This window comes from Nocardia tengchongensis (assembly GCF_054781395.1).
Genome location: NZ_BAAGUM010000021.1, coordinates 1 through 18,215, shown reverse-complemented (window position 1 = coordinate 18,215; position 18,215 = coordinate 1). Strand labels below are relative to the sequence as shown.

The window sequence follows — 18,215 nt, the reverse complement described above, 5'->3', positions numbered from 1 at the left end:
GCGGCTGCTCGCGGCCGCCCTCGCGACGGCACTGACGGCGACTTCGGCCGCACTACTATCGGGCGCGACAGCGGGAACCGCTGCTGCCCAACCACTTCCGGTGAATCTCGATCCGTTCTACGGCGCGCCGGACGGGTTCGAATCGGCCGCGCCCGGCACCGTTCTGCGCACCCGGGAAGTGCAGCTGGCGGTGCTCACCGTGCTACCCGTGCACGTGCGATCGTGGCAGCTGCTGTATCGCACCACCGACCTGTTCGGTCAGCCCACGGTGGCCGCCACCACCGTCGCGGTTCCCGAGGGCGCCGATACCTCGCACAGCCGGCCGCTGGTCTCGCACCAGTTCTTCTACGACAGCACCTCCCCCGCCTGCGCACCCTCCTACGTGCTGCAACAGGGCGGCGGGCTGCCCGCGCTGGAGGGCATCCACTCCACCACCGAGTACCTGGAACTCGCCGCCTCCATCAGCCAGGGCTACGCCGTGAACGTCCCCGACTACGAGGGCGTGCAGGGGCATCTCGCGGTCGCCGAGGAGCCCGGCTACCTGATTCTCGACAGCGTGCGCGCCGCCGAGAGCTTCGCGCCGCTGGGCCTGGACGGCGCGAATACGGCTGTAGCACTGTGGGGTTACTCCGGCGGCGGCATGGGCAGCGGCTGGGCCGCGGAGATGCAGCCGGGCTACGCGCCGGAGCTGAACATCAAGGGCGTCGCGCTGGGCGCGCCGGTCTCGGATGTCGAATCCCTGTTGCACGTCAACGGTTCCATGTTCGCGAGCCTGATCGGCGTCGGCATCGCCTCACTGCGCAACGCGTACCCGAAGTTCGCGGCGACCACCGAGCAGTACCTGACACCGGAGGGCCGGGTGCTGATGGACCGCACCGCCGGGCAGTGCCTGGTGCGTAATGCGCTGACCCTCATGTTCACCGACTACCAACGCCTGCTGACCATCCCGATCGCGGATTTCCTCGCGCTGCCCGAGATCCGGGAGGTCTTCGATTCGACGGTGCTGGGCAGTCGTCCGCCGACCGCGCCGACCTTGGTCTACCAGGGCGTCTACGACGAGGCGGTGCCGTGGTTCACCAATGACCGGATGGTCGGGCGCTGGTGCGACGGCGGCGCCTCGGTCTACTACAAGCGCGATCACCTCAGCGAGCATCTGACCTTGACCACCCTCGGCATGGCGGACGCCTTCAACTGGGTGAAGTCGCGCCTGGCTCCCGGCGCACCCGACCCGTCGGGCTGCCGCACCGAGGACGTGGTCACCATGCTGGGCAGTCCGGACGCGCTCGCCACCCAGACCGAGATCGGCCTCAATGCCGCGTTCGGCGCGCTGGGCTGGCCGATCGGGCCGCGGGAGCACTGAGCGACACACCCGATCGGAGCAGACCGAATCGTATATTCCACGGTCCCGGGGTTGGCGTACCCCGGGGCCGGGTATGGTCGGCTCGGAAAAAGTACGTCTGCCAACGGGGGCTCGCACCAGCGGGCTGAGAGGACGGCTAGTGGGCCGTCGACCGTATGAACCTGACCGGGTAATGCCGGCGTAGGGAGGATCTCCAATGTCATCGAGTCGTGTCTCCAGCTCGGCCGCCCCGGTCGACACCGTCACCACCGGCCCCATCCAGGGCAGCGTCAAGCACTACGAACAGGTCGACGCCGACGGCGCGACGCTGCGGGTTCCGGTGCGGCGCATCAACCTCACCAATGGCGAGCACTTCGACGTGTACGACACCTCGGGTCCGTACACCGACGACACCGCGACCATCGACCTCGAGGCCGGCCTGCCCAAGCTGCGCGACGAATGGGACAAGCCGCAGGTCGACGGCCCGCCGACGCAGCTGAACTGGGCGCGTCAGGGCATCATCACCAGCGAGATGCGCTACATCGCGGCGCGCGAGGGTGTTTCGGCCGAGCTGGTGCGTGACGAGGTCGCCGCCGGTCGCGCGGTGATCCCCGCCAACCACAAGCACCCCGAGTCCGAGCCGATGATCATCGGCAAGAAGTTCGCGGTGAAGATCAACGCGAATATCGGCAACTCGGCCGTGAGCTCCTCCATCGCCGAGGAGGTGGAGAAGATGGTGTGGGCCACCCGCTGGGGCGCCGACACCATCATGGACCTGTCCACCGGCAAGAACATTCACGAGACCCGCGAGTGGATCCTGCGTAACTCCCCGGTCCCGGTCGGCACCGTGCCGATCTACCAGGCCCTGGAGAAGGTGAACGGCGATCCCACCAAGCTCACCTGGGAGATGTACCGGGACACCGTGATCGAGCAGGCCGAGCAGGGCGTCGACTACATGACGGTGCACGCCGGCGTGCTGCTGCGTTATGTGCCGCTGGCCGCCAAGCGGGTCACCGGCATCGTGTCGCGCGGTGGTTCCATCATGGCGGCGTGGTGCCTGGCGCATCACCAGGAGTCGTTCCTGTACACCAACTTCCGCGAGCTGTGCGAGATCCTGGCGAAGTACGACATCACCTTCTCCCTCGGTGACGGCCTGCGCCCGGGTTCCATCGCGGACGCCAACGACGAGGCCCAGTTCGCGGAACTGCGCACCCTGGGCGAGCTCACCAAGATCGCGAAATCCTATGGCGTGCAGGTGATGATCGAGGGCCCCGGCCACGTGCCGATGCACAAGATCGTGGAGAACGTGAAGCTGGAGGAGGAGCTCTGCGAGGAGGCTCCCTTCTACACGCTGGGCCCGCTGGCGACCGATATCGCGCCCGCCTACGACCACATCACCTCGGCGATCGGCGCGGCCATCATCGCGCAGGCCGGTACCGCGATGCTCTGCTACGTGACGCCCAAGGAGCACCTGGGTCTGCCCAACCGGGATGACGTGAAGGTCGGCGTGATCACCTACAAGATCGCCGCGCACGCCGCCGACCTGGCCAAGCAGCACCCGCGCGCCCAGGATCGGGACAATGCGCTGTCGAAGGCGCGCTTCGAGTTCCGCTGGACCGACCAGTTCAACCTCGCCCTGGACCCCGACACCGCGCGGGAGTACCACGACGAGACCATGCCGGCCGAGCCCGCCAAGACCGCCCACTTCTGCTCCATGTGCGGTCCGAAGTTCTGCTCCATGCGCATCTCGCAGGACGTGCGCGACTACGCCGAGAAGAACGGCCTCACCGATGTGAGCGCCATCGAGGCGGGCATGGCGGAGAAGTCCGCCGAGTTCGCCGAGGCGGGCAACAAGGTGTACCTGCCGGTCGTGTAGTTACGGACGAATCCGGTCCGGGGCGGGTGGCTTTCGAGCCACCCGCCCCGATCCGTCTCAGCCCCGGTTGCTGATCTGCTGCACGGCCCAGCTGTTGCCGTCCGGATCGTCGAAGAAGATGAATCCCGCGTTGTTCAGCGGATCCCCCTCGGTGCTCGGCCCCGGCAGCACCTGCACGTCGCTGACCGCCACGCCCCGTCCGACCAGCTCGGCGTGCGCCCGCCGCACATCGTTGACCACCAATTGCAGCCCTTTGATGCTGCCCGGCTCCATTTTCGGGATCGCGCCCTCCCCGATCACGATGGAGCAGCCGGAGCCCGGCGGCGTGAGCTGGCAGATCCGGATTCCCGGTGCGGGCTGCGTGTCGTGGTCGACGTAGAATCCGAGTTTGTTCGCGTAGAAGTCCTTGGCGCGGTCCACGTCCGACACCGGGACGATGACCACTTCGAGTGTCCAGTTCACGACATATCCTTCCGATTCGGGTGTTCTCCAGGAAGTCGGAGCGACAGCACGGAATTCATCGTGGAACGCTACCGCTGTTCGAACGGCCGATTCAGGATCCGGACGTGCACCCGTGCACGATCACCTGGGCGCCCGCCCCCGCCCAGTCCAGGGCGACCCGATCGGCGTACCCGATCGATGATTCGCGCGCCCACCCCCAGTGCCCGCTGGACGAGACGGCAGCGGCGGCGCACTGGTTCATGAAGGTGATGACCCAGCCGCAGTCGGTGTAGCCGCAGCGATTGTTGGCGGCGACCGTGGCTTCCTGCCAGGTCGGGTAGTCCACGACGATGGCCGCGTAGGTTCCGTTGTTGCCGATGGAGATCGCGCCGTGGTTGTAGGTATAGGCGTTGGCCGGGACAACGGGCCCGAGGAACGCGACCGCGGTCATGGTGAGTGTGGTGACAAGCTTGTACATCGGGATCCTTCACGTGCCGGAGAACCGAGATCGGCTGTGCACCAGTGCTTGCCGATCGGTCCCGACGCTAGGACTCCCCCGCGCGCGAGCCCAGCGTGGACAGCGCCGAATGAGCCTGTCCGTGCTGGTAGATGCGTCGCGTCCGGAATTCCTGACCGGAATTCACTCCGGCGAGTAGAAGGTTCCCTTGCCCGCGATGTGCGGCAGGTCGGTGTCGATGGTGACCTCCACCCGTCCGGGGCCGGTGGGCAGCGTCTCGGGCACCCAGAGCGCGTTGGTCGGCCCGAACGGCGTACCGTCGCCGAGCGGCACCGGCGGGAAGCTGCCGCTCGCACCGGTGTCGAGGTTGCGCCAGCTCAGGGTCGCCGTGGCGCCGCAGCCCGGGTTCGGTATCGGCAGGAACGTGAATTCGGCTCGCACCCAGACGGTTTGCTTGCCGTAGAAGGTGTTCTGGGGGTCGTGGAACGCCTGGATCTGCCCGAAGCAGGGGAAGGCTCCCGAGCCCGCGGTGTAGGCGGGGGTGAAGGTGGTGACCGGGTCGGCGGCGGCGGTGCCGGTGGCGGCGAACAGCGCCGCCGCGGCGAGCGGCAGGGCGAGCAGGGGGCGGATCCAGCGCATCGCGACTCCTCGAATCGATTACGGGGACGAACGAATGTCGGCGAGAACGTGGCGAACGCTACCGTTCACTGGTCACGGCGTTGCCAGCGGTGCGCGAATTCGCCTGCGGCGGGCGGCGGTCCGGGGAGGTCGCCGGTGGCGGCGAGACCGTCGATGAGCAGGGCCAGCACGCGGCGGCGCAGCTGGGCGGTGCGTTCCGGATCCGGGAGCGACACCGCGGCGCAGGCTTCGAGGATCAGGCCCAGGTCGGCGACGGTGACGTCGGGGCGCAGCGTGCCGGATTCCCGTGCGCGGCGCAGGAGTTCGTCGTTGAGTTCGGCGGAGCGCATGACGTCGGGGAGGATCGATTCGTCGGCGGTGAAGGTGCCGGCCAGGTGTACCGCCAGTGAGTGGACATCGGCGTCGACGACGCGTTGCAGGAAGTCCACCAGCGCGGCCCAGCCGTCGGTGTTCTCCAGGGCCGCTTCGGCTTCCGCGTTGTAGCGGCGCAGCCCGCCGTAGCAGAGGGTGCGCAGCAGGTCCTCCTTGCCGGGGTAGCGGCGGTAGAGCGCGCTGATGCCGACGCCGGCCCGTTCGGCGACGGCCGAGATGGGGGCCTTGGGTTCGGCGAGGAATACGTCGCGGGCGGCGGCCAGGATGAGTTCGTCATTGCGGGCGGCCTGCGCCTTGCGTCCGGGCAGGGCGCGCTGAGCTGCGGGTTCGGCTGTCTTCGACATGACTTCAGATTACCACTTGAACGGAATGATCCGTTCCGTTATGGTTTAAACAGAACGAAGCATTCCGTTCCAAAAAGGAGAGAATGATGAACGCCCAGCAGACCACCGCCGCCATCCGCCCCTTCCGCATCGACGTCCCGCAGGCCCAGCTGGACGAGCTGGCCGACCGGCTGCGCAAGACGCTGTGGCCCAACGAGCTCCCCGGTGTCGCCGACGCCTACGGCGTCACCAACGACCGGGTCAGCGGGCTGGCGAAGTACTGGCTGGAGGAATTCGACTGGCGGGCGCTCGAGGCCCGGCTCAACGCCTACCCGCAGTTCACCACCGAGATCGACGGCGAGGACATCCACTTCCTGCACGTGCGCTCGTCCCGGGCGGACGCCACCCCGGTCGTCCTCACCCACGGCTGGCCCGGCTCGGTCCTGGAATACCTGGACGTGATCGCCCCGCTCACCGAGCCCGAGGACGCCGCGGCGCCCGCCTTCCACGTGGTCATCCCGTCCCTGCCGGGCTTCGGCTTCTCCGGCCCGACCCGCTCCACGGGCTGGAGCCGCTACCGCACCGCCCGCGCCTGGGTGGAGCTGATGAACCGCCTCGGGTACCAGCGTTTCGGCGCGATCGGCAATGACGGCGGCTCGATGGTCTCCCCGGAAATCGGCCGTATCGCACCCGATCAGGTACTCGGAGTCCATGTGACGCAGCTGTTCTCGTTCCCGTCCGGCGATCCGGCAGAGATGGCCGGGCTGTCCGAGGAGGACCTGGCCGGGCTGGCGCATCTGCAGTGGTTCTACGAGAACAAGATGGCGTTCAACACCTTGCACAGCCAGCAGCCGCACACCCTCGCCTTCGCGCTCGCGGATTCGCCGGTGGGCCTGCTGGGCTGGAACGCGCAGCTCTTCAGCGAGGGCCTGGACGCGGAGTTCGTGATCGGCAATACCGCCATCTACTGGCTGACCGGCACCACCGGATCGGCGCTGCGCTTCTACTACGAGGACGCGCACGCCGAGCAGCCGGAGGGCCCGACCACGGTTCCGACCGGGCTGGCCATGTTCAAGGGCGACTTCCAGTCCATCCGCCGATTCGCGGAGCGGGATCACAAGAACATCGTGAGCTGGCATGCATACGACGTGAATTCGTCGACGTCGACGAGCGCGAACGACGCGGCCGGGCACTACGCGGCACACGAGGCGACCGATGTCCTGGTCGCCGACATCCGCGAATTCTTCGCCGGTCTGCGCTGATTCGCCGTATCGGGCCCGCACCCCGTCGGGTTGCGGGCCCGACGCATGTCTGGACCCTCCCGCATGTTCGCGAGACGCGCGGCGATGTTCCGCGGCGGCTCCGGTTGATGTACTGAATTCACCTTCGCAACAACGAATAACACGAGGTGAGAGACATGAACGTCGCCATTTTCGGAGCCACCGGGACCATCGGCCGCCACGTGGTCACGCAGGCCCTCGCGGCCGGCCACCAGGTCACCGTGCTGGTGCGGGACCCCGCCAAACTGACCGTCACGCACGAGCGGCTGCGCGCCGTGACCGGGGACGTGCTGGACCCGGCCGCCGTGGAGCGCACCGTCATCGGACAGGACGCGGTCATCGTGGCGCTGGGCGCGGGCCGCAACGGCGTGGTGCGCGCCGAGGGCACCCGCCTGATCATCGAGGCCATGAACCGCACCGGGGTGAAGCGGCTGATCTGCCAGTCCACGCTCGGCGTCGGCGACAGCCGCGGCAATCTGAACTTCGTCTGGAAGTACGTCATGTTCGGCATGCTGCTGCGGCCGGCGTTCGCCGATCACGTGCGCCAGGAGGAGTACGTGCTGGCCTGCGACCTGGACTGGACCATCGTGCGGCCCAGCGCCTTCACCGACGGACCGGCCACCGGCGACTACCGCCGGGACTTCCCCGGCACGGAAACCGGTCTGTCGCTGAAGATCTCGCGCGCCGACGTGGCGGGCTTCCTGGTGGAGCAGCTCACCGACGGCACGTATGTGCGTCGCACGCCGGGCATTTCGCACTGACCGGGTCAGGCGTGCTCGTGCGCTTCACCCCACGACGGGAAGGGGTCCGGGTACCGCAGCCACGCCTGCGGCCCGGCCTCCAGTTCGGCATCGGTGAGCAGCGCGGCCGTCAGCAGGTCCCGCACGTGCGGGCGATCGAGTTGCACGCCGATGAAGACGATCTCCTGACCGGGCGCCAGATCCAGGGCGTCCCAATACGCACCGGCTTCGAAGGTCAGATTCGGGCCGGCCTGGGACCAGATGGCGGCCAGCTCGGGACGACTGGCCAGCCAGAAGAAGCCCTTGCTGCGCAGCAGCCGCTCCAACTGGGACAGGGCCGCGTCGAGGCGCTGCGGATGGAAGGGGCGATCGGCGGTGAAGGTCAGGCTGCCGATGCCGTACTCCTCCGTCTCGGGGGTGTGCCCGCCCGCCAATTCCTCTGCCCACCCGTCGAATTGGGCGGCCAGGTCCGGGTTGTAGCGGCCGGTGCCGAGCACTTCGGCGAGGTCGACCACGCCGTGCGCGGATCGCACGATGCGCGCGCCCGGATTCAATTGCCGGACGGTCGCTTCGACGGTGCCCGCGGCGTTCGCGCTCACCAGGTCGGTCTTGTTGAGCACCAGCACATTCGCGAACTCGACCTGTTCGATGAGCAGGTCGGCGATGGTGCGCACGTCGCCCACCCCCGCCTGCAGGTTCCGTTCGGCCAGCGCCTGCCCCTTGACCACTTCGGCGAGGAAGGTGGAGCAGTCGACGACGGTCACCATGGTGTCCAGCCGCGCCAGCTCGCCGAGCCGGAAGCCGTCCTCGAACTCCCACTCGAAGGTCGCCGCCACCGGCATCGGCTCGGAGATGCCGGTGGATTCGATGACCAGCTGGTCGAAACGGCCCTCCCGGGCGAGCTTGCCGACCGATTCGATGAGGTCCTCGCGCAGCGTGCAGCAGATGCAGCCGTTGGTGAGTTCGACCAGCTTCTCCTCGGTCCGGTCCAGGTGCCCCTGGCCCGCGACCAGGGCCGCGTCGATGTTCACCTCGCTCATGTCGTTGACGATGACCGCGACTCGGCGGCCTTCCCGGTTGGCCAGGATGTGGTTGAGCAGGGTCGTCTTGCCCGCGCCGAGGAAGCCGGACAGCACGGTCACGGGCAGCGGCTGGGTCTGCGGATCCGAAGTCATGGCATTAATGATAACGGTTTTCATTTGCAGGCCCGGGTTCGGTGCCCCCGAAACGCGAAACGCCCGGCCGGAACAGTCCAGCCGGGCGTTTCAGCGTTCAATCACTGATCCCGTTCGATCACTTACCCAGGGAGCCCGTTCCCAGACCGGGCAGGCCGAAGGAGCCGCCGCCACCGCCGGGCGTGGTGGCGTCCTTGACGTTCAGGGTCGACGCCGCCGACGTCGAGCCCTTGTAGCCGGTACCGCCGGTGTAGACGGCGGTGATTACCCGATTGCCGGTCTGACCCACGGTGTACTGCAGGGTCGCCTTGCCGTTGACCACGGTGACCGCATCGCCGATCGGCGTGCCGCCGTCCATGAATCGCACGGTGCCGGAGGTGACGGCCGCGCCCGCATCGGTCTTGACCTCGGCGGTGAAGGCCACCGCGTCACCCTTGGTGGCCGTGGCCGGAACCGTCAGGGTGGTGACAGTGTTCAGTTCGACCGGAGCCGGATCGCTGACGGTCACGGTGGTGGGGCCGCCGGTGGACGGGTTGAAGCCGTCCGCACCGGAGTACACCGCCGAAATCGCGTGGGAGCCCGCGGCATTGAAGGTGTAGGTCAGCTTCGCACCGCCGGAGGCGAGGGCGATCGGGCCGCCGATATCGGTGCCGCCGTCCTTGAACTGCACGGTGCCACCCGTCGCGGGGACGTTGCCCGGACCGTTCACGGTGGCCCACAGATCCACGGACTGACCGGTCGTCGCGGTGCTCGGGATATTCATCGTGGTGGTGGTGTCGACGATCGCGGCCGTGACGTTGACGACCGAGGCGGCCGACGTGGACGGCTGATTCTTCGAGTCACCGCTGTAGACGGCGGTGATGGAATGCGCGCCGGCGGTGGTGAAGGTCTGCGAGAGGGTCGCGTTGCCGTTGTTCAGCGGTACGGCCGCACCCAGATCGGTGTTGCCGTCCTTGAACTGGACGGTGCCGGTCGCGGCGGCCGGGGCCACCGCGGCGCTCAACGTGACGGCCTGACCGGTGGTAGCAGTCGCGGGAGCGGTGAGCGTGGTCGTGGTGTTGTTGTTCACCGGACCGGTGACGGTGATCGTGGCCAGCGGGCCCGCACCGGCATTGAGGGTGCTCTTGTCGTCGCTGGGGATGCAGCGGGTCGGGGCCCACTGGGTGCCCAGCAGCGAGGCCTTGGCCAGCGAGGTGCTGAAGTTCTGGTCGTTGCCGTAGTTGGCGGCGCTGCCCGCGGTCCGCACCTTCGGGGTGATCACTCCGGCCGCGACGGCGGTGACGGTGATGTCGACGGCGGGGAGCCGGTAGAAGGAGTCGCCCGCGGAGTTGGCGCTGCCGTCGATGTTCTTCTTCAGTTTCGGCGCGCGGATGCCGCCCTCGGAGTTGGTGCTGCTGGTCGGGCTGTTGCCGACGACCTCGTTGTTGCCCGACAGCCGCACGATCGTGCCCGCCGCGTTATCCACGGTGCCGGAGTCGTTGACGCGCAGCACGTTCGGGGCCACGTTGTCGATGTTCACGGCGGTGCCCGGCACGACGGCCGCGCTCACGAAGACCGTGTTGTCGGGGATGGCGTAGTCGTACTTGATCCGCGACAGGTTCGTGGTGGTCGCGCCGGAGTCCTTGTCCGGGTACGAGGACACGTTGGGCTGGATCCGGTAGGTGAAGGTATCCCCCGCCGCGACCGAGGCGGGTGCGGTGACGCTCATGGTGGCGGCGACGGACTTGTCGACCGTGATGATCGATTTCGCCTGGCACGAGCTGGTGAAGCTGGTGTCGCCGGCGCTCGCCTGGCCGGGGGTGAGCAGTATCCCGGCAATCATGGCCGCGCCGGTGACGGGCGCGACGGCGAGCCGCTTGGTCGAATGGTTCACGGGGACTCCTAACGCCCGGCTACAGCGATGGAACCGGACAAATCGATCGAATCGCCGCCAGTATGCACGGTATGACTAGAACATGTTTCACTTTTGATCATTTCATTCGGAAACAATTTTCGGGCGCGTCCGAACCCGCCGCGGAGGATGCCGAACCGGGTCGATCCGGCTGTCGGTAGGGTCTGTGACGTGCAGTTCCTACCGCTTGCCCCGAATGGCTCCACCCCGGTTCGCGCCCTCACCATCGCGGGCACCGACTCCGGCGGCGGCGCGGGCATCCAGGCCGACTCCCGCACCATGGCCCTGTGCGGCGTGCACGCCTGCGTCTCGGTGGCCGCGGTGACCGTGCAGAACACCCTCGGCGTCAGCGGGTTCCACGAGATTCCGCCGCAGATCGTGGCCGACCAGGTGCGAACCGTGGTGGGCGACATCGGGATCGGCGCGGCCAAGACCGGCATGCTGGCCTCCACCGCCATCATCGAGGCCGTCGCGGGCGTGTGCCGCGAGGTCGGCATCGGACGCCAGGGCAGCATCCCGCTGGTCGTGGATCCGGTCGCGGCCTCCATGCACGGCGACGCCCTGCTGCACGCCGAGGCCCTGGACGCGGTGCGGCACACCCTGATTCCGCTGGCCACCGTGGTCACCCCGAACCTGGACGAGGTCCGGCTCATCACCGGCATCGACGTGGTCGACGACCGCTCGGCCCGCAAGGCCGCCGAAGCGCTGATCGCGCTGGGCCCGCAGTGGGCCATCGTCAAGGGCGGGCACCTGCGCACCTCCGAGCAGTCCACCGACCTGCTCTTCGACGGCGACGCCTTCCACGAGCTCCCGGCCCGGCGGCTGACCACCGGCAACGACCACGGCGGCGGCGACACCCTGGCCGCGGCCATCTGCTGCGCGCTCGCCCACGGGTACTCGGTGCCCGACGCGGTGGCCTTCGCCAAGGAGTGGACCTTCCGCTGTCTGGAAGCCTCCTATGACCTGGGCGCGGGACACGGACCGGTCTCCCCGTTGTGGCGGCTGCAGCTCGACGGGCAATAGCCGCGGTCACGGCTCCCAGGAACCTCCCAGGCAGGGCGCAGACTGATGTGAGTCTGGTGATCGAGATTGGTCACCATGAACGACACCGTGACCGCCGTCCGGGCGGCGGAATCCGCAAAGGCAGTGACCGCGCCCGTGGTGGACGTGGTCGTTCCGGTCTACAACGAAGAGGTCGACCTCGGCCCGTGCGTGCGCCGGCTGCACGCCTTCCTCACCCTGGGCTTCCCGTTCACTGCGCGGATCACCATCGCCGACAACGCCTCCACCGACTCCACCCTCGAGGTGGCGCGGCAGCTCGCCGCCCAGCTCGACGGCGTCCGCGTGGTGCACCTGGACCGCAAGGGCCGCGGGCGGGCGCTGCGCGAGGTGTGGCAGGCCTCCGACGCGCAGGTCGTCGCCTACATGGACGTGGACCTCTCCACCGATCTGAACGCGCTGCTCCCGCTGGTCGCGCCGCTGGTGTCGGGGCACTCCGACGTGGCCATCGGCACCCGGCTGGCCTCCTCCTCGCGGGTGGTGCGCGGACCCAAGCGCGAGATCATCTCCCGCTGCTACAACCTCATCCTGCGCACCTCGCTGCAGGCCAAGTTCTCCGACGCGCAGTGCGGCTTCAAGGCCATGCGCTCGCAGGTGGCGAAGCTGGTGCTGCCGCTGGTCGAGGATGGCGAATGGTTCTTCGACACCGAACTGCTGGTGCTGGCCGAACGGATCGGGCTGCGCATCCACGAGGTGCCGGTGGACTGGATCGACGACCCGGACTCCCGCGTGGACATCGTCGACACCGCCCGCAAGGACCTGCAGGGCATCTGGCGGGTCGGGCGCGCGCTGACCAGCGGGCGGCTGCCGACCAACGAGCTGCGGGCCGCGATCGGGCGGGAACCGCTGGTCGAGGGCGTGCCGCTGGGCATGGTCGGGCAGCTGGTGCGGTTCGGCATCGTCGGCGTCACCTCCACCTTGGCCTATCTGCTGCTCTACGTTGTGCTGCAAGGGATCACGGGCGCGCAGGCCGCCAACTTCCTGGCGCTGCTGATCACCGCGATCGGCAATACCGCCGCCAACCGCGCCTTCACCTTCGGGGTGCGCGGGTCCAGTCAGGCGGTGTCGCACCACTTCCAAGGGCTGGTCATCTTCGGCGTCGGGCTGGCATTGACCTCCGGTTCCCTTTTCGCACTGCACCATTGGGCGCCGGATGCAGCCGTGCACCTGGAACTGCTGGTGCTGGTGGTCGCCAACCTGGTCGCCACGCTGCTGCGGTTCGTCGGCCTGCGTTGGGTGTTCCGCAACGCGGGCAAGCATCCTGCTCCCGAGGCTGCCCGGTGACCATCATCGACCCTGCGCCGCAGGCACTTCCGGGCGACGGCTTCCAGCTCGTAGCGGTCGACTTCCCCGGCCGCTGCCACCTCGAACACGGCGAGTTGCCCGCCTGGGCCACCCCCTCCGACCACCCGACCGAACGAACCAGCCGAGGAGGCGACCGATGACCGCGACACTGACCGAGACCCGGCCCGCCGCACCTCCGGCCGAACCGCCAGCGGCCCGCACCGATCGCCGGGAGTATCTGGCGCTGGCGGCGCTGCTCATCGGCACCGCGGTCGCCTACCTGTGGAATCTGTCCGCCAACGGCTGGGCCAACTCCTTCTATTCGGCTGCGGTGCAGGCGGGTTCGGTGTCGTGGAAGGCGTTCTTCTTCGGCTCCTCCGATGCCGCCAACTCGATCACCGTCGACAAGACGCCGCTGTCGCTGTGGCCGATGGAGATCTCGGTCCGCCTCTTCGGACTGCACAGCTGGAGCATGCTGCTGCCGCAGGCGCTGCTGGGTGTGGCGTCGGTGGCGCTGCTGTGGGCGATCGTGCGACGGAATTTCGGTGCGAGCGCCGGACTGCTGGCCGGGCTGGTCATGGCGCTGACGCCGATCGCGGCCGTGATGTTCCGGTTCAACAATCCCGACGCCATGCTGGTGTTCCTGATGGTCGCGGCGGCCTGGGCGCTACTGCGCGGGGTCGAGGACGGGCGCTGGCGTTGGCTGGCGCTGACCGGCGCCTTCATCGGATTGGGCTTCCTGGCCAAGCAGTTGCAGGTGTTGCTGGTGGTGCCCGCGCTCGCGCTGACCTATCTGATCGCCGGTCCGCCCGCGCTGGGCAAGCGCGTCGCGCAGTTGTTCGCGGCGGGCGCGGCCATGGTGGCGGGCGCGGGCTGGTGGGTGCTGCTGGCCGAGCTGTGGCCGGCCGCGGATCGGCCGTACTTCGGTGGTTCGCAGCATAATTCGATCATCGAGCTGACCCTCGGCTACAACGGCCTGGGCCGCCTCAATGGTGAGGAGCGCGGCAGTGTCGGCGGCTTCGGCGGCGGCGATATGCCGACCGGCGGGGGCGGCATGTGGGGCACGCCCGGCATCGGGCGGCTGTTCGAGCCGGCGCAGGCCGGTCAGATCGCCTGGCTCATCCCGGCCGCGCTGGTGCTGCTGGTGGCGGGACTCCTGCTGCGCGGCAAGCTGACCCGCACCGACCCGCAGCGCGCGACCCTGATCCTGTTCGGTGGCTGGCTGGTCGGCACCGGGCTGGTGTTCAGCTTCATGAAGGGCATCTTCCACCCGTATTACACGGTGGCGCTGGCTCCCGGGGTGGCGGCGTTGATCGGCGCGGGTTCGATGCTCGCGTGGCAGCATCGCGACCGGGTGTGGGTGCGGTTGTCCATGGCATCGGCGCTGGGCCTGACCACCTGGACGGCGTGGATCATTCTGTCCCGCAGCGCTTCCTTCATGCCGTGGCTGCGCTGGGTGGTACTGGTTGGCGGCATCGTCGCCACGGTTCTGCTGCTGGTCCGGCTGCCCCTCAAGGCCGGTCTGGGTGTCGCGGCGGCCGCGGTGCTGGTCGGTTTGGCCGCGCCCACCGCGTATGCGGCGAACGGCATCACCTCCGCACATCAGGGCCCGATGCCGTCGGCCGGTCCCGCGGTGCGCGGCGGTTGGGGTCCGGGTGGGCCGCGTGGCGGTGACATGCCGAACGGATTCCCCGGCAACGGTTTCAATGCTCCCGGTGGCTTCAATCCCGGCAATGGCACGCGTGGCGGGCAGCCCGGCGGCCAGCACGGCGGGGGCATGAATCACGGTTCCGCCCCGACCGGCGGTCCCGAGGGCGGCTCGGCGGGCAACATGATGATGGCGAGCCGGCCGAGCGCCGAGGTCACCGAACTGTTGAAGGCCAACGCCTCCGAATACACCTGGGTGGCCGCGACGGTCAGCTCCAATTCGGCGGCCGGTTTCCAGCTGGCGTCCGAGCAGCCGGTGATGCCGATCGGCGGTTTCAACGGCAGCGATCCGTCCCCCACGCTGGCCCAGTTCCAGGAGTACGTCCAGGTCGGTCGCATCCACTACTTCATCGCGGGTAGTCAGATGGGTGGTGAGCGGGGCGGGAACGCGAATGGCCCGAGCGCCCAGATCACCGCTTGGGTGAAGGAGCACTTCACTTCTCAGGAGGTGGACGGCATCACCCTCTACGACCTGACGGCCCCGAAGACCAACTGACCGGCGGGCTTGCCACCGCCCCGAAAAGACTGAGCGCTCGTACCCCATTCGGGTACGAGCGCTCAGTGCTGCTCGATAAACTGGATGCGCCGGCCATCACGATCCAGGGATTCCCCATGAGCACGCCGCACCCGCTCAGCGATGAGCATCGAGAAGCCTTCTGGCGCAAGGCCGGATGGGATCCGTTCCTCCCCGACATCGAACGCGAGCGCATCGAGCGCCGCTGGGACGATGAATCGATCGAGCTGGCAGAAGTTTTCGGCTTCTGATCAGTGCGGGCTGTTCATGTACGCAGACCCGTTGGTCACGATCCCGAACGCCTGTGAGAGCAGCGTGAAGAGAACCCCGAGAACGCCCATGTCGACTTCCGTTTCCTAACTTCCGATGGGCACGAAAAGCTTCCGCCCCCGCGCAATACGTCATGGCGAGCGTATCTCAGATCGCCGACCATTCCACCGGCAGCACAGCCCACGACCGATACGGCAACCGATCCCGAATGGCGCTCGGCCGCAAGGAATCCGGTCCGGTCGCGGCCAACCATGAGCGACCAGGATATGAACATGAGTTTTCGGGGCATTAGTTTCGCTACCTCACACCGGTAGGTTTCACGGAGTGACCGAACGGTCGCGAATCTCACCACCAGAGACGAGACCAGCCCATGCCCACCCTCCCGTGGACGACAGTAGGCACCCCCACCACCCCCGAGGTCCAATGCATGGCCTCCCGCCTGGAGGTCAAATCCCTCCGCCACGCCCCAGGCTTCCTCATCTCCTCCCTCTCCCTGTGGTGGCAGGCCCGCCGCTCCCCCGGAGCCCTCGGCGTCGCCCTGAAAGCCGAAATGTTCAAAGGCACCTTCTGGACCTACTCGGCCTGGGACGACAAGGCAGCCATCTACACCTACGCCCGCACCGAACCTCACAAATCCACAGTCGAACGCAAGCGAAAGGTCATGCAAGAAGCAACCTTCGTCTTCTTCAAGGCCCCCGCCGACGAACTCCCCCTCCCCTGGCCCGAAATCCGCCGCCGTATCGCCGAACAACGCGACACCCCGCAATCGGGCCACTGACCGGTAAGCGGTCCGCCGGAGAGAACCACGTGCCGCGTCGAAGGCGGCACGATAGGTTCGACGAACTCATCCGATCGGAGGGCATATGAGCGCGCGTGTCATCCAGGGACTCGAATTCGACCACTACACAGCCGCTCACCCGCGACCTCAACCCACACCGGTAACCGCAGGCTTCTTCAGGCCTACCTAGCTGTCCCGCTTGCCCAGTCGGCGGAGCCGCGCCTGCTCCATCCACTCGATACGCGGTGCGTTAACCCATTGAGATCGCGGGCCCGTTCGGCTAGCGCGGTATGCGGCATGACCGGACACCGCGGCGGACCCGAAGTGGCATAGGCATGCATTCGTCGGCGGGGCCGCGATAGACCGGAAGGCGTGCGTTGCGGTGGACCGGTGCCGTCGCGAAGGTCGATTGCTACCTGCGACGAGGCGCTGGCGGATGATTTCTTGGAGCCCTCGCACTGCGGTGCCGGGCCAGTCGGCTCCATAGCTGAGGCCGCCGGGGTACCGATCGGTGCGGGCGATGAACTGCTGTCGGGCCGGAGACCATCGGATCCCGTACGGAGCGTCGCCGACCCAGCGCTCGATCTCGTTCATATCGGTGCTCGTGGCTGGATCGCTGGCCGTGGCCACTCGTGTAACTCTCACCCTACGCAGAGACCGACCGGTTCTGACATAATCGCGTGTCGTTTGTTCCCCCCAGAGTCGGTGGAGGGGAAGGTTCGTGTCCGAGGGGTCGGGCAGATGGGAGCCTGCATGGCGGTTGTTTTCGATACCGAGTCGGTTCAGCCCGCGGATCGGGTTGAAGCGTTCTTGGCAGCCACCAGAGAGCGGACGGGGCTTGCAACACTGTCGATTCCGGACCCGGGCGCTGCGATCTCCGGACGGTACGAGGCATGGAGCATCGGGGGTATCTGGCTCGGGCGGATAACCTCGACGGGTTTGACCGTCCGGCGCTCGGCGGCCGAGGTCCGCCGCGGTGACGAGATCGGCGCAGTAACGGTCACGATGCAAGCCGCTGGCGCCAGCCGCGTCGAGCAGCGTGGCTCGCATGACCTACCAGAGGGTCGCTGCATCCTCTACGACCCGGACGCTCCTTACGTCGGCGATCTCCAGAATCCAGGGTCGATGCTGAGCGTCCGGATCCCGCGCTCACAGTTGAACGTTCCGCCAGACATCATCGAACGCGCGGTCGGCGGCCTGTACCGGTCGCCTTTGCATTCGTTGCTCTCCAGGCAGATCGGCCTGCTAGCGGCCCAGGCCGATCGCTACGCTGCCGACCTCGGCGCCGGCGAACTCGCCCGGGGCTTCATCGCTCTGGTGAATGCAGTCGTTGCTTCGGCGACCGACACGGACCCCTACGCCGCCGTGCCCGATGGCACTGCAGTGGATTCGACGATCATGGTCGGTCAGGTCGTCGACTACATCAATCGCCACTTGACCGACCCCGACCTCCATGTATCAACGATCGCGGCGGCTCATTTCGTTTCGGTCCGGTATCTCTACAGATTGCTGGCTGCCGCAGGAATCAGATTGGAACAGCACATCATTGCTGCGCGATTGGCCTATGCGCGCGAGCTTCTCGCTGCTCCCGGCGTCGAGAACAAATCGGTCAGCACTATCGCGCACATGTGTGGATTCCGCGACCCCTCCCACTTCTCCCGGCGCTTCCGCGAAGCCAACGGCATCAGCCCGGGAGGGTGGCGCAAGGCGGCATTGATCCACGCCGCTAACGGTTGAGAGGCCACAAGCGGCCAACGCGCCAGCAAGCTTCCCCGCATCGCCCGGTTGTTGCACATGATCCGAACCGATCCGGAGCGCGAAAGGCCAATCGAGGGTTCGCAACCCGGTCCCCAGGGTGTGTTCGGTTGACGGTTCGGCCAGCGGTAGTGCGACGGTTACCAACTGCGTTCAGCGGCATACTCATCGGCAGTTGCGGACGTTCTGCATCGCACTAGGTTCCCGCCGCCGGCGCCTCGTGCTGGCCGGTTCGGTCAGCACGCGGTATGCGGTGCGGGCTCAGGCGGTCATCGCAACACTTCTTCGAGTGCTTCTGATGGTGTGCGGAATCCG

At 67.7% G+C, this 18,215-nt stretch carries 17 protein-coding genes and 1 riboswitch; of the genes, 11 read left to right on the top strand and 6 right to left on the bottom strand.

Going from position 1 to position 18,215, the window contains the following annotated elements; genetic code table 11:
• The first annotated feature begins 100 nt into the window (after positions 1 to 100).
• Positions 101 to 1,360: a lipase family protein gene (locus tag ACYVKL_RS38485; protein ID WP_379174267.1), complete on the top strand. Its 1,260-nt coding sequence runs from the start codon at positions 101 to 103 to the stop codon at positions 1,358 to 1,360.
• Positions 1,361 to 1,453: 93 nt separating this feature from the next.
• A riboswitch (TPP riboswitch) is annotated at positions 1,454 to 1,564 on the top strand.
• A complete protein-coding gene (gene thiC, locus ACYVKL_RS38480; protein WP_379174268.1) occupies positions 1,557 to 3,215 on the top strand; it encodes a phosphomethylpyrimidine synthase ThiC in 1,659 nt (552 codons plus the stop codon). Its footprint overlaps the riboswitch before it by 8 nt.
• Positions 3,216 to 3,272: 57 nt before the next feature.
• Here the strand turns inward: thiC and ACYVKL_RS38475 are convergent, their stop codons facing one another.
• The 4 genes from ACYVKL_RS38475 to ACYVKL_RS38460 all read right to left on the bottom strand — a co-directional run bounded on the left by ACYVKL_RS38475 (position 3,273) and on the right by ACYVKL_RS38460 (position 5,468).
• Positions 3,273 to 3,677 (bottom strand): VOC family protein, encoded by a 405-nt coding sequence (locus ACYVKL_RS38475; RefSeq protein WP_379174269.1) that lies wholly within the window; start codon positions 3,675 to 3,677, stop codon positions 3,273 to 3,275.
• Positions 3,678 to 3,768: 91 nt separating this feature from the next.
• The gene (locus ACYVKL_RS38470) at positions 3,769 to 4,134 is read right to left on the bottom strand and encodes a DUF4189 domain-containing protein (protein WP_213558370.1); all 366 of its coding nucleotides are present in this window, start codon (positions 4,132 to 4,134) and stop codon (positions 3,769 to 3,771) included.
• 162 nt (positions 4,135 to 4,296) lie between these two features.
• Positions 4,297 to 4,752: a hypothetical protein gene (locus ACYVKL_RS38465; protein WP_357189048.1), complete on the bottom strand. Its 456-nt coding sequence runs from the start codon at positions 4,750 to 4,752 to the stop codon at positions 4,297 to 4,299.
• 65 nt (positions 4,753 to 4,817) lie between these two features.
• Complete coding sequence (locus tag ACYVKL_RS38460) at positions 4,818 to 5,468, bottom strand: TetR/AcrR family transcriptional regulator (RefSeq protein WP_379174270.1); 651 nt, start codon at positions 5,466 to 5,468, stop codon at positions 4,818 to 4,820.
• Positions 5,469 to 5,554: 86 nt separating this feature from the next.
• On the opposite strand from ACYVKL_RS38460, the gene ACYVKL_RS38455 reads away from it, so the two are divergent.
• Positions 5,555 to 6,709 (top strand): epoxide hydrolase family protein, encoded by a 1,155-nt coding sequence (locus tag ACYVKL_RS38455; RefSeq protein WP_379174271.1) that lies wholly within the window; start codon positions 5,555 to 5,557, stop codon positions 6,707 to 6,709.
• A 155-nt stretch (positions 6,710 to 6,864) separates the two neighbouring features.
• Positions 6,865 to 7,488: an NAD(P)-dependent oxidoreductase gene (locus ACYVKL_RS38450; RefSeq protein ID WP_379174272.1), complete on the top strand. Its 624-nt coding sequence runs from the start codon at positions 6,865 to 6,867 to the stop codon at positions 7,486 to 7,488.
• Between the two features lie 5 nt (positions 7,489 to 7,493).
• On the opposite strand, the gene ACYVKL_RS38445 is transcribed toward ACYVKL_RS38450, so the two are convergent.
• Positions 7,494 to 8,642 carry a GTP-binding protein gene (locus ACYVKL_RS38445; protein ID WP_379174273.1) on the bottom strand — a complete coding sequence of 383 codons (1,149 nt, stop codon included), beginning with the start codon at positions 8,640 to 8,642 and terminating at the stop codon, positions 7,494 to 7,496.
• Between the two features lie 118 nt (positions 8,643 to 8,760).
• Entirely contained in the window at positions 8,761 to 10,515 is a 1,755-nt protein-coding gene (locus tag ACYVKL_RS38440) for an Ig-like domain repeat protein (protein WP_379174274.1), read from the bottom strand.
• A 189-nt stretch (positions 10,516 to 10,704) separates the two neighbouring features.
• On the opposite strand from ACYVKL_RS38440, the gene thiD reads away from it, so the two are divergent.
• The 7 genes from thiD (at position 10,705) to ACYVKL_RS38405 (ending at position 17,882) form a co-directional block, all read left to right on the top strand.
• The gene (gene thiD, locus ACYVKL_RS38435) at positions 10,705 to 11,556 is read left to right on the top strand and encodes a bifunctional hydroxymethylpyrimidine kinase/phosphomethylpyrimidine kinase (protein ID WP_379174275.1); all 852 of its coding nucleotides are present in this window, start codon (positions 10,705 to 10,707) and stop codon (positions 11,554 to 11,556) included.
• 75 nt (positions 11,557 to 11,631) lie between these two features.
• Positions 11,632 to 12,876: a bifunctional glycosyltransferase family 2/GtrA family protein gene (locus ACYVKL_RS38430; RefSeq protein WP_379174276.1), complete on the top strand. Its 1,245-nt coding sequence runs from the start codon at positions 11,632 to 11,634 to the stop codon at positions 12,874 to 12,876.
• Complete coding sequence (locus ACYVKL_RS38425; RefSeq protein WP_379174278.1) at positions 12,873 to 13,037, top strand: hypothetical protein; 165 nt, start codon at positions 12,873 to 12,875, stop codon at positions 13,035 to 13,037. The genes ACYVKL_RS38430 and ACYVKL_RS38425 overlap by 4 nt, the downstream gene beginning before the upstream one ends.
• Positions 13,034 to 15,079 carry an ArnT family glycosyltransferase gene (locus tag ACYVKL_RS38420; RefSeq protein WP_379174279.1) on the top strand — a complete coding sequence of 682 codons (2,046 nt, stop codon included), beginning with the start codon at positions 13,034 to 13,036 and terminating at the stop codon, positions 15,077 to 15,079. The genes ACYVKL_RS38425 and ACYVKL_RS38420 overlap by 4 nt, the downstream gene beginning before the upstream one ends.
• A gap of 65 nt (positions 15,080 to 15,144) precedes the next feature.
• Positions 15,145 to 15,348 (top strand): hypothetical protein, encoded by a 204-nt coding sequence (locus ACYVKL_RS38415; RefSeq protein WP_379174280.1) that lies wholly within the window; start codon positions 15,145 to 15,147, stop codon positions 15,346 to 15,348.
• Between the two features lie 389 nt (positions 15,349 to 15,737).
• On the top strand, positions 15,738 to 16,145 hold the full coding sequence (locus ACYVKL_RS38410) for a hypothetical protein (protein WP_379174281.1): 408 nt from the start codon (positions 15,738 to 15,740) through the stop codon (positions 16,143 to 16,145).
• A 753-nt stretch (positions 16,146 to 16,898) separates the two neighbouring features.
• Positions 16,899 to 17,882 carry an AraC family transcriptional regulator gene (locus tag ACYVKL_RS38405; protein ID WP_379174282.1) on the top strand — a complete coding sequence of 328 codons (984 nt, stop codon included), beginning with the start codon at positions 16,899 to 16,901 and terminating at the stop codon, positions 17,880 to 17,882.
• The last annotated feature ends 333 nt before the right edge of the window (positions 17,883 to 18,215 follow it).

Bases quoted from the DNA above. Each gene is read 5' to 3' on its own strand.
- ACYVKL_RS38470 (WP_213558370.1), bottom strand. From the start codon at position 4,134: ATGTACAAGCTTGTCACCACACTCACCATGACCGCGGTCGCGTTCCTC.
- ACYVKL_RS38430 (WP_379174276.1), top strand. From the start codon at position 11,632: ATGAACGACACCGTGACCGCCGTCCGGGCGGCGGAATCCGCAAAGGCA.
- ACYVKL_RS38405 (WP_379174282.1), top strand. From the start codon at position 16,899: ATGGCGGTTGTTTTCGATACCGAGTCGGTTCAGCCCGCGGATCGGGTT.
- ACYVKL_RS38460 (WP_379174270.1), bottom strand. From the start codon at position 5,468: ATGTCGAAGACAGCCGAACCCGCAGCTCAGCGCGCCCTGCCCGGACGC.
- thiC (WP_379174268.1), top strand. From the start codon at position 1,557: ATGTCATCGAGTCGTGTCTCCAGCTCGGCCGCCCCGGTCGACACCGTC.
- ACYVKL_RS38420 (WP_379174279.1), top strand. From the start codon at position 13,034: ATGACCGCGACACTGACCGAGACCCGGCCCGCCGCACCTCCGGCCGAA.
- ACYVKL_RS38450 (WP_379174272.1), top strand. From the start codon at position 6,865: ATGAACGTCGCCATTTTCGGAGCCACCGGGACCATCGGCCGCCACGTG.
- ACYVKL_RS38410 (WP_379174281.1), top strand. From the start codon at position 15,738: ATGCCCACCCTCCCGTGGACGACAGTAGGCACCCCCACCACCCCCGAG.
- ACYVKL_RS38465 (WP_357189048.1), bottom strand. From the start codon at position 4,752: ATGCGCTGGATCCGCCCCCTGCTCGCCCTGCCGCTCGCCGCGGCGGCG.
- ACYVKL_RS38445 (WP_379174273.1), bottom strand. From the start codon at position 8,642: ATGACTTCGGATCCGCAGACCCAGCCGCTGCCCGTGACCGTGCTGTCC.
- ACYVKL_RS38455 (WP_379174271.1), top strand. From the start codon at position 5,555: ATGAACGCCCAGCAGACCACCGCCGCCATCCGCCCCTTCCGCATCGAC.